Here is a 16208-nt window from a genome sequence, read left to right as displayed (position 1 = left end):
CACCTAATCGAGTTTTTTATCGTAAAGATTAATTTATATTTGTCGTGAACTCTAAGTTTCCACATTGAAAATCACAGGATATTTTCCAAAAAAAGATGCGCTATTCTTGTGAAATACGGTAATATTTTCTAGCATCAAGTGCGGAGGTATTCTCCGCCCTCATTGGAGAAAAATGATGAAGAAAGGCCTAAAAATGCGTGCATTAGAGCGTTCTGATTTGCGCTTTATTCATGAACTGAATAACAACCGAAATATCATGGCCTACTGGTTCGAAGAACCTTACGAGTCTTATGACGAGCTCGAAGAACTTTATCGAAAACATATACATGATGACGCTGAAAGGCGTTTTGTCGTCGAAGATGAAGACGGCATCGTAATTGGCTTAGTTGAGCTGATCGAGATTAACTACATTCACCGCAGCGCGGAATTTCAGATAATCATCGCCCCAGAGCATCAAGGCCGAGGTTATGCGACAGAGATGATTAATCGTGCGTTAGATTACTCATTCTCAATTCTTAATCTACGTAAAATCTACTTATTAGTCGCAGTGGATAACGAAGTCGCTATTCACTTATACAAAAAGTGCGGCTTTATCGAAGAAGGTCACCTTGTAGAAGAATACTTTATTAACGGCGCTTACAGCGATGTTAAGCGCATGTATATATTAAAACACCAATACCAGAAAAAGATCGAAGAAAACAACTCAATTCACTAGTTCATTCTATCAAAGTAAAAACGCAGCTATTTGGGCTGCGTTTTTATTTATTCAAATTGATATTGATATGATAATACGATGCGCTTGTCTGCTTCATCCAAATAGGTGTTGTTGTCCATGACAAACGTCATTACGTTAAAAGAGTGGCGTTTGCTCACGAGGTAACCAAGACCAATACCACCAAAGAAGCCTTTGTAGTTCTCTCCTTCACTGTTTTCTGAGCCGTAAGTGCCTGCTGCGAAGCTGATTAACGTCAGCTCTTTGGTAAACGATTTCAGCGCAAATGCACCAACGTAACCGCTACTGCCTGAAGAGCTCATCATATTGAAGCCATTCTCTGCACTTGGCGTACCCGTAAAGTTAGGCTCGCTACAGAGACTACTTTCTGCACCGTCACAAACAGGAACATCACCAGTGTTGTACGTATAGCCTGCCATTGGGAAAATTTGGAAGCCTGCTGGCTCAATCCCGAAATAACTTAGCGGCATAAAGGTACCAACGCTGTAGTTGGTTTGATCCGCGCCGTTTACGTATTCATTTTTACCGAAGTTGAAGTTCACGATACCGACCGGAAACAACCACGAGCCACCAATACGCCACTCGCTCGCATCATCATTGATACGCAGGTTGATTTTGCGCGCTTGGTCAAGCGCAAGTGAGCCCGAGAATGAGATGTTTTGATCATCAAAATCGTAGTTGTTTGCGTATGAGGCGCCAAATTTCGTGATGACTTTTGTTGGGTCATCCGCCAACTTGTTTTTATTGTCTTTTACTCGATGCTCGGCACCATGAGCCAGCGTACTGACCAACAAAGTCGTACACACTAACGCTAGTTTATTTTTCATTTTTTAGTCCTTTGAGATGTTGAATACCCGCACTTAGCTGCGCAGAGACTTTTTGAATCATCACTCACTGGATGTGACAGAAGCGCCCTAACTACCTTAGATGGTGTGACAGCATCCAGTGCAGGTAGTTAGGGTGGAATGGCCTGTAAGGAAGGCGTTTTAGCGATTAGGAATGATTAGTTTTTCCAGTTGTAGCTCATGCTCATGAAGTACAGAGCAGGCTCATCAAAGCCAGCTTGTAAGCGTGGCGTTTCCGACGATTCCATCAAGATCGCTTCCAACGCGAAACCAATTGAGTTTTCTGAATCCAATTTGTAATCAATGCCTGTACCAATGCGGTACGCCTTGCCAGTAGGAACGGTAATGTCACCGTTTGATTGACTTTCATACATGCTGGTATCGAATGCAAAACCTGCATTCCACATCATTTTTTCATTCAGTTTGTACTGAGTACCTAATGCGATTTGGTAAGTGTCTTGTGTCTCTACGTTCAGCGTGGTTGTGTATTCGCTCCAGTCTTGCCAGTTCACGTTCCACATCACCGCTAGGTCATCATTCACTTCGTGGTAAGCACTGAAGATCAGTTGTTGTGGAGCAATGGAGTTACTCTTGTCGAATTCAAATTCGGCTTCAGAAGAGTAAGACAGACCAAGACGCGTGCCTGATGTTGCCTCATAAAGCACACCTACTCGGCCGTTGACCTGAGTATCTTGGTCTTCGTCATTGAAGTTCAAGACTCCCTTCGTTTCCACTTCATACATACCGTACTGAATACCAAGCGCCGCACCCACAGACCAGTGATCATTGATGCGGTAAGAAGCGGAAGGTTGAATGGTTAAGGCTTGCGTCGTTGCTGTAGGAATATCTAAATGATTATCCAAAAGACCTTCGTACTCGAGGCCAAGGCCGTAGTTGCCATACAGACCAATACCCAGCGTCCATTTGTCGTTTACTTGTTGGCTGTAAAATGCCGACGCCATAGGAACAAAACCAATCACGTTGCCCGCATCGCCAGTCATCGTGTCTAGTTGCGCGTCACCGTAAAGGCCAATCAGGTTACCAGAGAAAGATTTACCAGAAACATTCGCCAGACCAGCCGGGTTTGCTGCCATTACTGAGGCATCTTGCGCACGAGCCGCCATACCAGCGGATGCCAAACCAATATCCGATGCAGTTGTTTCGTAAAGGTATAACCCACCCGCTTGCGCAGCAGCACACGTCAGTAGAGAGCTCGCTACGACGATTTTTGAAAGATTTTTCATGCTAAAACCTATTATTGTTTGGGGAACCCACGCTGCGACGGTGGTTGTATATCAATGAAAGGCATTGGCCAATCGCACACAGCGTGGGGGTGTTGTGGAGTCAGTCAGTTGAAATCAGCGTTATTGCTCGCTCACCTCAAGTTCAGTGGGTTTCTTTCGCTTAAACTTCTCGCGCAGATATTGCATCATCACGAAGAACACTGGCGTCAGTAACGTGCCTACAAACGTAGAGAGAATCATGCCGCCGAATACTGCAAAGCCCAGTGAGTGACGAGATGCCGCACCGGCACCCGATGCAATCACCAACGGGAATACCCCCCAGATGAAGGCAAATGCGGTCATCTGTACTGCACGGAAACGGATTCGAGCAGCTTCTTTGGCAGCATCAATGATGGATAAGCCCTTTTCTTCTCGCAGAACTTTGGCAAATTCCACGATAAGAATCGCCACTTTGGCGGACATACCGATCAAGATGACCACACCAATCTGCACGTACAAGTCGAACGGTTGTCCCACCAGCAGTAGCGTGCCCATTGCGCCGAGAATCGCGACTGGAACCGCCATCATTACCGCTGCAGGAATGGTCCAACTTTCGTACTGAGCCACCAAGAACAAGTATGTGAACAGCAAAGACAATGCGAACGCGATCGGCGCCATGTTGCCTGCTTTCATCTCTTGGTAAGTCATGCCTGACCACTCGTATGAGTAACCACTTGGCAAAGATTCCGCAGCCAGTTTTTCAATGGCTTTTACAACATCACCCGAGCTGTAACCTGGCGCTGGCGCACCGTTCACGGTTGCAGAACTGAACATGTTGTAGTTCGACAAGGTATCTGGGCCGAAGATCGGCTTCACTTTCACTAGCGTTGCCAGTGACACCATTTTTCCAGAGCTAGAACGAACAAACAGATGGTCGATGTCGTCGATGTTGTCACGATATTGCTCTTCTGCTTGCACTTTCACTTGGTACGAACGACCAAACAAGTTGAAGTCAGAAATGTAGGCACCGCCCAACTGCGCTTGCAGTGTGCTGAAGATTTCATTCAACGGTACGCCCATCGAAATCGCTTTATCGCGGTCAATATCGATGTAACGTTGCGGAATGTTGGCACGGAAAATCGAGAACGCACGCGCCACTTCAGGCAGTTGGTTGATTTGGGCAACAAAATCAGCGGTTGTTTTTGCCAACTCTTGTGGAGAACGGCCCAAGTTGTCTTGCAGCACAAGGTTGAAACCATCTACCGCACCCATACCTTTGATTGCCGGCGTCGCGAAAACGAACGAAGCGGCATCTGGCGTTGAGTTCAGCATTTGGTTAACTTTATTCATCAATGCGCGTTGGTGTAGCTCAGGGTCTTTACGTTTGCTCCAGTTATCCAGTTTGATGATCAACATGCCCGAGTTTGGAATCGACGCCATGTTAATTACCGAGAAGCCCGCAACCGAAACCACGTTCTCCACACCTTCCATCTGTTTTAGTTCATCAACGTACTTCTTCATTAATGGTGCAGTACGCTGCAATGCTGCTGCGTCTGGTAACCGCATTTCGACCATGAACACGCCTTTATCTTCGTTCGGTACGAAAGAAGAAGGTACGGTCATGAACGCAAACGCCAGCACCGCAATAAGCGCGCCATACACACCGATACTCAGCACAATACGACGGCTCAAGAAGCCAACTAAACCTTGGTATTTGCGCGTTATTGCTTCAAAACCTCGATTAAACGCACGCAAAGGCGCAATAGGTTGCGAGTGAGTTGATTTCAACATCAACGCACAAAGCGCTGGCGTTAACGTTAATGCGTTGATCGCAGAGATCAGCACCGACACACAGATGGTGACTGCGAACTGGTTGAACATTCGACCGGAAATACCCGGCAATAGCGCAACCGGTACGAATACCGCCAACAAAATAAGCGTTGTTGCCAATACTGGCCCCGTCACTTCTTTCATAGCTTGGATCGTGGCCGGAATCGAGTCTAAATGCTCTTCATGGATAACCCGCTCCACGTTCTCTACCACGATGATCGCATCGTCTACCACGATACCGATGGCGAGGATCAAGCCAAACAACGAAATGGTGTTGATGGTCATGCCCATCACGCCCATGATTGCGAACGTCGCTATGATGGAAACCGGAATCGCTAAGGTTGGAATGATCGTCGCTCGCCAGTTCTGCAAGAAAACGTACACAACGAAGGTTACAAGAAGTACCGCAATCACCAGCGTCTCGTACACTTCATCAATCGATGTCTCTACGTATTCGGTAGAGTCATAAGCGATGTCGTAGACCAAATCATCTGGGAATGATTTCTCGTACTCTTTCATGGCCTCTTTCACGCGTTCCATCACGTCTAGCGCGTTCGCGGTCGGTAACTGGTACAAGGCCAGAACGGCGGCTGGTTCGTTATTCATACGACCATCAGCTTCGTAACCTTGTGCACCAACTTCGACACGAGCCACATCTTTCAAGCGAATCAAAGAACCTTTCTTGCTCGCACGAATGATGATGTTCTCGAACTCTTCCGCAGAAGTGAGGCGGCCTTTGGTTTGCAAAACATATTGATATTGCTGGTCACCCGGAGCTGGCATACCACCGATCTTACCCGCCGCCACTTGGATGTTTTGCGTTTTAATTGCGCCAATAACATCGCTAGCAGAAAGCTTCAAGGTAGCCAGTTTATTTGGGTTCAACCAAATACGCATTGAGTAGTCTTTCTTACCCAGCAGCGTAATGTCACTCATACCTTCGATACGTTTTAGACGCTCGACAATATTGAGATCCGCGTAGTTAGAAAGGTAGATACTGTCGTGAGACTGTTTCGGAGAACGCAGTGTGATAACGCCCAGCATGTCGGAAGATTTCTTCTTAACCGTCACACCGATTTGGTTTACTTCTTGTGGTAGAGACGACGTCGCCTGTGCCACCAAGTTGTTCACACGAACCTGCGCCATATCGCCATCTGCGCCCACTCGGAAGTAAATACGCAATGTGTATGAGCCATCGTTACCAATCACAGAAGACATGTAAATCATGTCTTCAACGCCGTTGACTTTGGCTTCTATCGGTTGTGCTACGGTCTTTTTAACCACGTCCGCATTTGCACCCGGATACATGGTGCTCACCGTAATTACCGTTGGAGAGATTTGAGGATACTCAGAAATTGGCAAGACTTTCAGGGCGATCATACCCATCAATGTCATCGCCAGTGAGATCACCAAAGCAAATTTCGGCCGGTGAATGAAAAATTTACTTAACATCAGTACTCACTCAGCCTTGTTCACTCTGTAGCTCAACGTCTTTCACCGTTGCACCCGGACGCACTTTTTGTAGACCATGGACGATGACTTTTTCGTTAGCCGCCAAACCAGTCAGCACAGCACGTTTCACACCGTAGGTCTGACCGAGTTCAACGTTACGACGAGACACCACGTGATCATCACCAACCACCATGACGTAGTCACCCGCTTGGTCTTGTTGAACAGCCGCCGATGGGATAAGCAAACCATCAATGGTTTTGTTGCGCAGCTTGATGGTCAAGTTGCCATATTCACCCGGCATAAGCGCGTAAGTTGGATTATCGAATTGTGCTTCTGCTCGAATTGAGCCTGTTTCTAAATCGATCTTATTGCCAACGGCGTAGATCTTGCCATCAAGCGGATACAATGAACCGTCTGAAAGCGTCAGTGTTAAATCAACATCCAGTTTGTCATCATTACGATGAGCCACATCAATGGCACTTCTTACTCGGCGGTAGAGCTTCTCATCCACATCAAAGCCAAAGCGAATTGGGTCTACTTGAGTGATCGAAACAAGAGGAACGATTTGAATTTTCGAAATACGGTCACCCACTCGGAAGTTGCTGAAACCCACGCGGCCAGAGAAAGGCGCACGTACAGAGCTAAATTCAAGATCGAGCCTTGCTGAAACCAGCGTCGCTTTCGCCTCTTCTACCGAAGCAATCGCTGCGGCGTGCGCAGCAATGGCGTCATCGTATTGCTGCTCACTGATGCTTTTATCTTTGATGAGTTTCTTCACACGTTCTGCATCACGCGTAGTTTGAACGAGTTGTGCTTTTGCTTTTTGCAACGACGCTTTTGCATACGCCAGTGCCGCTTTGTAAGGACGGTCGTCGATTTCAAACAACAATTGGCCTTTTTCGACCATATCGCCATCTTTAAAATGAATCGCGGTTAATTCGCCACCGACTCGCGGCATAATATCAACGTCATTTACCGCTTCAGTTCGACCGATAAAAGTATGATAAGGAGTGATTTTTGTTTCGGTTAGGGTAACGGTTTCAACAGAGGGTGCTTGGGCTGTTTTCGTTGCGATATCGCCAGTTTTGCATCCTGATAGTAATGCAGAAGATATAGCAATAGATACCAACGCAAATTTATATTTGGCTTTCATGATAAACCTACTTTATTTAGAAAGTGCCCTAGCCTAAATATTTAAATATATGGATAAACACACTTTCTATTCTGGAAATAAACGAGGGAGTTAGAATTGGTAGTTAAATTCGATACGGTGATCACCATCACCGAAATTAACGTGCTCATTCCAGTTTGCAAAGTAACGAATATTTGCGCGAGGATTAATTTGATAAGACAACGCAAACTCATGAGTCAAGATATTATCTTCACCCGCGTAATAAGTATCTTTATATTGACTAGACCCTGACAACGTATGCATATACATTGGGTTGTAGTTAATCCAGATTTTATCGGTTAATTCAATTTTTGAGTACATACCCACAACAGTGAAAGTACCTGGAATTTCATAACCTTTGTCATCACCACTAAAATCATTAGCAATAGTGACACCCGCACCAGCTAAAGGAAATAGCTGCAACATACCAAACTTAGGTAGACCTTGAATAAAGCTATAAGATGCATCTAATTTATCGTTATCAACGTCGTAGTTTACATCTAATTGACGGCCTAGACCTTTTGCGACTTCTACTTGGAAATTACGTAGTCGGAAAGAGTCAATGCTGTCATCAACGTTGGCATATATTGGATCGTCATTGTCGCGAATGCCAAATAGCTCACCACCAATGCCTTTCATTTCAATGATGTTCATCGCCATGGTACCAGGCTGGCTAGATTGGTAAGTTTGACCGATTTTGATGTTCGCGCCTTTATCAGTAATACCAAAGCCAGCTTGGGTGTATACCGCAAGTGGGTCAGACATATCTTGTAGTTCTTCGTTATTGTTTGTCTGCGCATAGGCAGAAGACGCGAGTTGTAGGGCTGCAACCATAATGGCAACAGACGGTTTCACTAAATTCATAAAACTGTATCCATTTTAATGATTATAAAATTATTCACGTCATGAGGTCATCATAAATAGCAAGCAACACAACTCGCTTTGGATAACATAAATTATCAAAGCAAATTCAATAATGACGAAACATTCGACGTTTTAATTAAAATAAAATAAAGCATCGTAAAAGTTCAATCACCGCTACTTATATCTTATATAACTTGAAATTTGGTAATACCAATGAAGAAGGAAATATTAAAACTTATGAAAATTCAATTATCATTAGAACAAATGATTAATTAATTTTACCATATGAATAGAGAGTGCAATGGATTTAGGTGATCGCGATCAATGTTTCATTTCGATCGTACAACACTCTTCAGATTAATTAGAACATTATAATAATTTAAAAACCTTAGTTTGATTAGCCTAGCATCAGATTAGAATAGTAGGCCTATAATAAATAAAAAGGGAATCACTCTCTGTGATTCCCTTTTATTATCGAGCGATAAATCGCCGATGCGTTTCGATAACTAAAACGCAAACAATTCGCACTATTGCAGTTTCTCTATTCCCATATTGAACAGTGCAAAACTATAAATATCTGCATTTGTCTCAATTATTTTACGCGTTGGTGTGCCTGCACCATGTCCTGCATTGGTTTCGATGCGAATTAAGGTCGGATTTGAACCCGCTTGCTTCGATTGCAACTCAGCAGCAAATTTGTATGAGTGAGCAGGAACAACACGGTCATCATGATCACCGGTTGTAATCAATGTTGCTGGGTATTCCACCCCTGCTTTTACATTGTGCACCGGCGAATAACTTTTCAGATATTGGAACATCTCTTTACTTTGCTCTGCCGTGCCGTAGTCATACGCCCAACCAGCACCTGCGGTAAAAGTATGGTAACGCAGCATATCCAGTACGCCGACTGCTGGCAGCGCCACTTTAAACAGCTCTGGACGTTGCGTCATAACGGCCCCCACTAACAAGCCACCATTCGATCCACCGTTAATGGCTAACTTGTTTGATGACGTTACCTTTTCATCAATTAGGTATTCAGCCGCCGCAATAAAGTCATCAAACACATTTTGCTTTTGCATTTGAATGCCAGCGTTGTGCCATTCTTTGCCATATTCCCCACCACCACGAATGTTCGCTACCGCGTAAACACCACCAAGCTCTAACCAAGCCGCACGTGTCGGGCTAAAAGATGGCGTGAGGCTAATGTTGAAACCGCCATAACCATATAGGATGGTTGGTGCACTGCCGTCCATCGGTGTCCCTTTTTTATAGGTGATGATCATCGGCACTTTTGTTCCGTCTTTTGAGGTGTAAAACACCTGGCGAGATTCATACAAAACAGGGTCAAATGGCGCTTTAGATTTGTAGTACACCTCGCTATCACCATCTTTGATGTTCAGACGATAGGTAGTGCTTGGCATCTTGTAGTTGGTGAAAGAGTAGTAGACTTCGGTTTCTTCTTTTTTCCCCGAGAAACCGTATGCGCTGCCAATATCAGGCAATTTGATTTCTCGGATGAGTTTGCCGTTCATGTCGTATTGCTTCACCATCGAGATCGCATCAACAATATAGCTCGCAAACAAATTGCCACCCGCGGTAGAAACACGTAACACGTTCTTTGTTTCAGGAATCAAATCTTTCCAGTTTTTGGGCTGCGGCTGACTTGCATCCACCGTCACGACGCGTTTGTTCGGCGCATTAAGGTTCGTAACCAAGTACAGTTTCGTGCCTTGGTTGTCTATCACCCAAGTATCAGAACTGGTGTTATCTAAAATGGTTTTCAGCGGGCTATTTGGCTTACTCAGGTCTTTAAAGAACAGTTTGTTGCCCGACGTCGATACGCTGGCTGAGATAAACAAGTAGCGTTCATCTTCCGACGTGTAACCCCCAACGTAGCGATACTTTTCGTCCTTTACACCACCGAAAATTAATTGGTCTTCACTTTGTTTCGTTCCAAGTTTATGAAAGTAGAGCTTGTGTTGGTCTGTCTTCGCGGAAAGTTCACTCCCTTTTGGCTTGTCATAACTTGAGTAATAGAAACCTTGATTGCCGAGCCAACTGATGCCGCTGAACTTAATATCCACCAGCGTTTCGCCGACGGGCTTTTTGGTTTCTGTGTCTAACACAATGACTTTGCGCCAATCGCTACCGCCTTCCGAAATGCTGTATGCAACCAAAGAACCATCACGTGAAAAGCTCACTCCCGCTAACGATGTGGTGCCATCTTCACTAAAAGTATTTGGATCGAGGAAAATTTCTGCTTCGCCATCACCTAACTGCCGATAAAGCACATCTTGGTTTTGTAGCCCGTCATTTTTGTAGAAATAAGTGAACTTACCCTCTTTGAACGGTTGGCTTTGCTTTTCGTAGTCCATGAGCTTAGTGATGCGCTCTTCAATCTGCTCGCGGTAAGGGATTTTCGACAGATAATCAAACGTCACTGCATTTTGTGCCTTAACCCATTCTGCGGTTTCTGGGCTGAGATCGTCTTCCAACCAGCGATAAGGATCACTCACTTTTGTACCAAAGTAGCCATCGACAACATCCACTTTTTGTGTGGTTGGATACGTGATGGTTTTCGGGGTTACCTGTTCAACCGACGATTGCGCCGCTTCATTTGCATACGCCACAGACAACACACTTCCGAGTGCGAGAGCCGTTGTGAGTGCTAGGGTGTTCTTTTTCATGAAATTCCTTTTTATTTTTCTGTTGTCTTTTTGTGCAATACATCAGAACTCTACTATATATCGACAAAATGAATCTAATTTCATTAAACGAGTTGTGAAAGCCATCCTAACTCCCTCATTTCCTTCCAGTTCTACAAACTAGTAAGTGGAAGTGTAGAACTTGGGAACAATACTGAAGAGCTACGATGACGTTTACTCTCTTTCGTCTAAGTCAGCTCGATTTGGCGCAAAACCCCAGACTCAGAAGCGAAATCTTGGTCGTGACTAATCAGAACAAATCCACCTTTGTATACATTTAACGCCTGACTAAGCATTATTTTTGACTCCAGATCGAGATGATTATCTGGCTCATCAAGCAGCAGCAAAGGCTGAGAGTTTTGGTGGCTGACTATCAGCATCGCGAGCTTCATCTTCTCGCCACCGCTCAGTAGGCGCCCCAATCGAAACACAGCATCTCGACGAAAACCGATCCCGGCCAATAAGGTCCTCGCTTCACTTTCCGTCATCTCTTGGCAGCTCTCCATTACGTTCTCAAGTAACGAAAGATTTGGATTCACTGCACCAAAATGTTGGTCGAGATAATACAAAGGCGTATTCACTTTCAGCTCACCACTCTGCAACGATAACTCGCCAAGCAACGTCTTTAACAAGGTTGATTTTCCGCAGCCATTTTTCCCTTTGAGATGGACTTTGTCGTTCGCAAAAATCTGCAACGTGATAGGTGTAGAATTCCCAAAAGGTAATATACCTTCTTGTATCGACAATACTTTTCGCGAACGGTTCGGATTATCTGTAAGATAAAGCTTTTGCGCCTTGAGTTGCTCATGTCGCAATTGCAACGCCTGTTCTTTGGCTTGTAAATGCGCTTGTCTGAGTTGCTCATTCTTATTGCGATTTGAGGCGCTGGCGGTCGCACTATCCTTTTTTCCATCAAGCAAAATTTTGGGCTGACTGCCTTCTTTGCGCAGTTTGTTCCCTTGCGCGGCGCGTTGGTCTGCTTTTTCGCGATTTTTCTGGGCTTGCTCGGCTAACCGTTTTTTCTGTTTATCGACTTGCGCTAACTGCCTCTCGATCGCTTGCAGTTCAGTGCGTTTTTTCTCGGCGTACACATCGTAATTTCCACCAAAAACTTGTAAGCCTAGGCCCGAGAGTTCCCAAATTTCCTCCATCTCTCGCAGCAGCTCACGATCGTGACTGATGAGTAAAATCGCGCCGCTGAAATGCGTCATAGACTCTATCAGCCATTGTTTCGCCTGGGTATCGAGGTGATTGGATGGTTCATCGAGAATCAAAAGCTCCGTTTCGTTTTCAAACAACTGCCATAGCTGCAAACGTGCCAACTGACCACCACTGAGCCGAGCACAAGAGAAATCAGGGTCTTGCGGTAATCCCATCGCAGCGAGCTGCTGTTTGAGTTTTAATTCAATATCCCACTGCTCACCAACCAGTTCGAACCAATGTTCAGAAACATCACCTTGTTCAATCTGCTTTAAAGCATGCAAGACCGCATCTTTGCCCAGAAACTGGGCGATCGATTGCTGACCTGAAAGCAGATCAGACGGCTGCTGGCGATACATCATGAAAGAAGAGGGAGCAGTCACAACACCGCTGGCAGGCTGAGTTTCTCCCGCTAAAATGGAAGCCAAAAGCGACTTGCCGATGCCATTGCGCCCAACCAAACCAACACGTCGTTTAGTCATGGAACAAGAAATAGACTGGAATAGCGTATCGCCATTATCAAACTGATGGCTAACATTAAAAGCTTGTAAAACTGGCATAATTTGCCTCCTGTATGACAGGGACAACAGCCGTAGCTATGATTTGAAATGGCAACAAAACGCGTGCACAAACGCATTAAGCTCTATGTAAAGCTCGACGATATACGTCAAATCAAAAAGTCGTCTTGTTGCAAAGAAATATCGGAAAGTGAGCTACGCCTACTAACCCTGCAGATCCAAAAAATAAGTAAAAATATGGATGACAGGTTTAGTTCTTCATGTTGGCGTAATCTCCTAGAGAAATGATGCACAGAGTGTAGCCGCTTTTTTGTTCAAAAAGCAAGCTTTCTAACCAAATGTGAACAAAAAGAAAGTTTCACAGTAAGTTGTTATATCACATTAACTTTTTAACAAGTCTTTGAACAATTTCGAGATCTTAGCAACACAATTTTTATCCAAGCCATACTATGCTTAGGGTAAAGATAATCCACATAAGGGCGTGGTTATGAAATACAAACATATCCTTGTTGCACTCGAACTGTCAGATGAAAGCACCGTGCTTATCGACAGAGCGGTATCAATGGCAAACTATCTCGACTCCGATATTTCCTTTATTCATATTGATGGTACGCACGGAGAAATCTATCGTGAGCTTGTAGACATTAAAGAAAACCCGGATCAAAGGCCGTTGAATGAGCATTCAATGGAATGTTTAAAAACATTTAGTGATTACATGGATTACCCACTTAAACATTTCTTCGTAGGTACTGGCGACTTGGCTGATAAATTAGAGGTCACCATTAAAGAGCAAGAAGTGGATCTTCTGATTTGTGGCCACCACCAAGATTTCTGGAGCAAGATTATTTCTTACTCCAGACACTTAATTAACAAGTCACCGGTGGATATTCTAGTCGTCCCTATTCATGATTAGTAAAACGTAACGCTTCCCAAAACCACCAATTTATTTGGTGGTTTTTTATTGATATTGAAACAGCTTAAACAGTTTTCCAAACTAGCTTGGCGATCATTTATGAGTTACATTTTCTAACCAACCCGCGCTCCTACTGGGCATGGTTATTTAGATAGCAAGGATCCCTATGGCAAATAAAAAAGTACTCATTCTCTTTGCTCATCCTTCCCAGCATCGTTCAGAAGTGAATACTCCACTTTTCAAAGAAGCTCAAAAAATTGAAGGCGTGACATGTGTTGATCTCTATGGCGAATACCCTCGTTTCGATATTAATATCGACCGTGAGCAGCAACGCTTACGTGAGCATGACGTGGTGATTTTCCAATTCCCACTATATTGGTATTCAACGCCTGCGATTTTAAAAGAGTGGCAAGATCTGGTTTTGGAGTATGGCTTTGCTTACGGTACAGATGGCACAGCACTGCAAGGTAAGACCATGCTTTGTGTGCTGTCTGCAGGGGGTAAAGAAGAAGCTTATAAGGCAGAGGGCTACAACCACTTTACGATTCGTCAACTGCTTGCGCCTATTGAACAAATGTCCGCACTGACCGGCATGAACTACATTGCCCCTCTCGCGATGTTTGGTGCACGTACAGCCGATGAAGAAGGGCGAATCCCTCGTCATGTTGAGCGGTACAAGAGCCTGCTAACAGCTTTAGTCGAAGATAGGTTGGATGTTGAAGCTGCGGCGTCATTAATCAAGCTTAACAGCGCATTGCCAGAGCTCATTAAGGAGGCTTCATGACAGGGATATTCTTACAAGCCTTCGTATATTTGATTGCTGCTGTAATTGCAGTCCCACTTGCTAAGCGTTTGGGACTTGGGTCCGTTTTAGGCTATCTCATCGCAGGTGTGGTCATTGGCCCAATTATCGGTTTAGTCGGTGAAGAAACAACGACAATACAGCACTTTGCCGAGTTTGGCGTGGTGATGATGCTGTTTCTCGTTGGCTTAGAGCTCGAACCCAAAATGTTGTGGGCGATGCGCAATCGCTTAATGGGCTTAGGAGGCCTGCAAGTCGGCGGTACCGTCGCGGCGATTATGGGTATTGCCTTATACTTTGACCAGCCTTGGACCATAGCCTTAGCCATAGGTTTGATCTTCGCTCTCTCTTCTACTGCGATTGTTTTGCAAACTTTTAGCGAAAAAGGATTAACGAAGACGGAAGGTGGACAAAACGCTTTCTCCGTGTTGCTTTTTCAAGATATTGCAGTGATACCAATGTTGGCGTTCATTCCCCTATTGGCCTTACCTGAATTAATTGAACAGGCACAGTCCGCAGCACAAACAGCCGCAGCGCACCATGAAGAATTAAGCCTCGTTGCGGGGTTGCCAGGCTGGGCATACGGCATCGTAATCACAGCATCGATAGCAATCGTCGTCGTTGGTGGACACTTTTTAAGTCGACCGCTGCTCAATTATGTGGCTAGCTCTGGTTTGCGAGAAATCTTTACCGCAACTGCACTCATGCTGGTCATTGGTATCGCTGCGCTGATGAGTTTAGTGGGCTTATCTCCTGCCCTAGGAACCTTCTTGGCTGGCGTTGTATTGGCAAACAGTGAATTCCGCCACGAATTAGAGTCCAACATCGAACCATTTAAAGGCTTATTGCTGGGTCTTTTCTTTATTACCGTTGGCGCAGGGATCAACTTCTCGGTTCTATTTGGTGATTTCTGGCTGATCATGGCGCTGACCATTGGCGTGATGGTTTTGAAAGCCTTGGTGCTGTTTATTCTTGCACTGATATTTAGGGTGAAAGGCAGCAACCGCTGGCTGTTTACCCTAAGCTTGGCTCAAGCAGGTGAATTCGGCTTTGTGCTTCTAAGCTTTTCAGTGCAAAACCACGTCATCCCATTTGAACTCTCACAAACTCTTGCGTTAGTGGTTGCGATTTCGATGTTCCTGACACCAGGTTTGTTTATTCTGTTTGATAGAGTGATTCTGCCGCGCTTTGAAAGCCAGTCAAATGAACGCGAAAGCGATACGATTGAGGAAACAGGCACGGTGATCATCGCCGGCATCGGCCGCTTTGGACAAATAGTGAATCGCCTATTGGTATCAAACGGCGTGACTACCGTGGTACTTGACCATCAATCTGACCAAGTCGATAACATGCGCCAAATTGGCACTCGCGCCTATTTTGGCGACGCGACTCGACCAGATATGCTACATACAGCCGGCATTGAGCACGCCGCTGCTTTGGTTGTGGCGATTGATAACCAAGAATCGAGTGTAGAACTGGTGAAGTACGTTAAGCACACGTACCCAAAAGTAACAGTGATTGCACGTGCCTTTGACCGTGGACATGGCTATCTTTTGCGTCAAGCGGGGGCTGATATTATTGAATCAGAGACCTACCATTCTGCATTGGAGATGGGCGGTCACACAATGAAAGCCCTTGGCATTCACCCCTTCTTTGTTGAACAACAGAAGGCGACATATAAGCGTGTTGAAGCACGTAAGTCAGAAATACTTTACAAAGCTTGGGAGGATGATTCTGAAGGTGAACGCTATGACAACAATTTCCGACAACTGTTTATTCAGTTAGAGGAGAAAATGGCGGAAGAGATGCAAAAAGATCGTCATGACAAACTATCGCGGTCAGAACGTGGTTGGACACCGCCACCTAAAGGTTACGCCGATGACTTTAATGAAGATAACGTCCAAGAGCTAACACCACCAAGAGAAGAGCCTATCCAACGATAACGCACTCCA

The 16208-nt window shown here is 45.0% G+C and carries 11 protein-coding genes; 4 read left to right on the top strand and 7 right to left on the bottom strand.

All coding sequences use genetic code 11. The annotated features are described in order from the left end of the window. The first annotated feature begins 175 nt into the window (after positions 1-175). Positions 176-715, top strand: a complete 540-nt coding sequence (gene speG, locus R7H07_RS10025) for a spermidine N1-acetyltransferase (protein WP_005375417.1) — start codon at positions 176-178, stop codon at positions 713-715. Positions 716-762: 47 nt separating this feature from the next. Here the strand turns inward: speG and R7H07_RS10020 are convergent, their stop codons facing one another. From R7H07_RS10020 to R7H07_RS09990, 7 genes are all read right to left on the bottom strand, one after another. Beyond that, the gene (locus R7H07_RS10020) at positions 763-1560 is read right to left on the bottom strand and encodes a hypothetical protein (RefSeq protein ID WP_005385112.1); all 798 of its coding nucleotides are present in this window, start codon (positions 1558-1560) and stop codon (positions 763-765) included. 176 nt (positions 1561-1736) lie between these two features. Then, positions 1737-2822, bottom strand: a complete 1086-nt coding sequence (locus tag R7H07_RS10015; RefSeq protein ID WP_017635244.1) for an OmpP1/FadL family transporter — start codon at positions 2820-2822, stop codon at positions 1737-1739. Positions 2823-2942: 120 nt separating this feature from the next. Continuing rightward, positions 2943-6083, bottom strand: coding sequence for an efflux RND transporter permease subunit VmeQ (gene vmeQ, locus R7H07_RS10010; RefSeq protein ID WP_206958963.1), 3141 nt, complete (start codon positions 6081-6083; stop codon positions 2943-2945). Positions 6084-6093: 10 nt separating this feature from the next. Further along, positions 6094-7236, bottom strand: coding sequence for an efflux RND transporter periplasmic adaptor subunit VmeP (vmeP, locus tag R7H07_RS10005; protein WP_053303798.1), 1143 nt, complete (start codon positions 7234-7236; stop codon positions 6094-6096). Between the two features lie 90 nt (positions 7237-7326). Next, positions 7327-8118, bottom strand: coding sequence for a hypothetical protein (locus R7H07_RS10000; protein ID WP_017635247.1), 792 nt, complete (start codon positions 8116-8118; stop codon positions 7327-7329). A 527-nt stretch (positions 8119-8645) separates the two neighbouring features. Then, the gene (locus R7H07_RS09995; RefSeq protein WP_065275416.1) at positions 8646-10805 is read right to left on the bottom strand and encodes a prolyl oligopeptidase family serine peptidase; all 2160 of its coding nucleotides are present in this window, start codon (positions 10803-10805) and stop codon (positions 8646-8648) included. Between the two features lie 206 nt (positions 10806-11011). After that, positions 11012-12583, bottom strand: coding sequence for an ATP-binding cassette domain-containing protein (locus R7H07_RS09990; RefSeq protein ID WP_203345628.1), 1572 nt, complete (start codon positions 12581-12583; stop codon positions 11012-11014). Between the two features lie 445 nt (positions 12584-13028). Here R7H07_RS09990 and R7H07_RS09985 point away from each other — a divergent pair, with 445 nt between their 5' ends. From R7H07_RS09985 to R7H07_RS09975, 3 genes are all read left to right on the top strand, one after another. After that, on the top strand, positions 13029-13454 hold the full coding sequence (locus R7H07_RS09985) for a universal stress protein (RefSeq protein ID WP_005375398.1): 426 nt from the start codon (positions 13029-13031) through the stop codon (positions 13452-13454). A gap of 166 nt (positions 13455-13620) precedes the next feature. Next, positions 13621-14238, top strand: a complete 618-nt coding sequence (locus R7H07_RS09980) for an NAD(P)H-dependent oxidoreductase (protein ID WP_005375391.1) — start codon at positions 13621-13623, stop codon at positions 14236-14238. Further along, positions 14235-16199, top strand: coding sequence for a monovalent cation:proton antiporter-2 (CPA2) family protein (locus R7H07_RS09975; RefSeq protein ID WP_206958965.1), 1965 nt, complete (start codon positions 14235-14237; stop codon positions 16197-16199). Before R7H07_RS09980 ends, R7H07_RS09975 begins: the two co-directional genes overlap by 4 nt. Positions 16200-16208: the final 9 nt, after the last annotated feature.

This window comes from Vibrio sp. Vb1127 (assembly GCF_033338735.1).
Lineage (GTDB): Bacteria > Pseudomonadota > Gammaproteobacteria > Enterobacterales > Vibrionaceae > Vibrio > Vibrio alginolyticus.
The sequence above is the reverse complement of the archived record's forward strand: the minus strand, read 5'-3'. Positions and strand labels throughout refer to the sequence as shown.

Excerpts from the sequence above, each read along its gene's own strand:
- R7H07_RS09990 (WP_203345628.1), bottom strand. The coding sequence starts at position 12,583 with ATGCCAGTTTTACAAGCTTTTAATGTTAGCCATCAGTTTGATAATGGC.
- R7H07_RS09995 (WP_065275416.1), bottom strand. The coding sequence starts at position 10,805 with ATGAAAAAGAACACCCTAGCACTCACAACGGCTCTCGCACTCGGAAGT.
- R7H07_RS10000 (WP_017635247.1), bottom strand. The coding sequence starts at position 8,118 with ATGAATTTAGTGAAACCGTCTGTTGCCATTATGGTTGCAGCCCTACAA.
- R7H07_RS09975 (WP_206958965.1), top strand. The coding sequence starts at position 14,235 with ATGACAGGGATATTCTTACAAGCCTTCGTATATTTGATTGCTGCTGTA.
- R7H07_RS09985 (WP_005375398.1), top strand. The coding sequence starts at position 13,029 with ATGAAATACAAACATATCCTTGTTGCACTCGAACTGTCAGATGAAAGC.
- R7H07_RS09980 (WP_005375391.1), top strand. The coding sequence starts at position 13,621 with ATGGCAAATAAAAAAGTACTCATTCTCTTTGCTCATCCTTCCCAGCAT.
- R7H07_RS10020 (WP_005385112.1), bottom strand. The coding sequence starts at position 1,560 with ATGAAAAATAAACTAGCGTTAGTGTGTACGACTTTGTTGGTCAGTACG.
- speG (WP_005375417.1), top strand. The coding sequence starts at position 176 with ATGAAGAAAGGCCTAAAAATGCGTGCATTAGAGCGTTCTGATTTGCGC.
- vmeQ (WP_206958963.1), bottom strand. The coding sequence starts at position 6,083 with ATGTTAAGTAAATTTTTCATTCACCGGCCGAAATTTGCTTTGGTGATC.
- vmeP (WP_053303798.1), bottom strand. The coding sequence starts at position 7,236 with ATGAAAGCCAAATATAAATTTGCGTTGGTATCTATTGCTATATCTTCT.
- R7H07_RS10015 (WP_017635244.1), bottom strand. The coding sequence starts at position 2,822 with ATGAAAAATCTTTCAAAAATCGTCGTAGCGAGCTCTCTACTGACGTGT.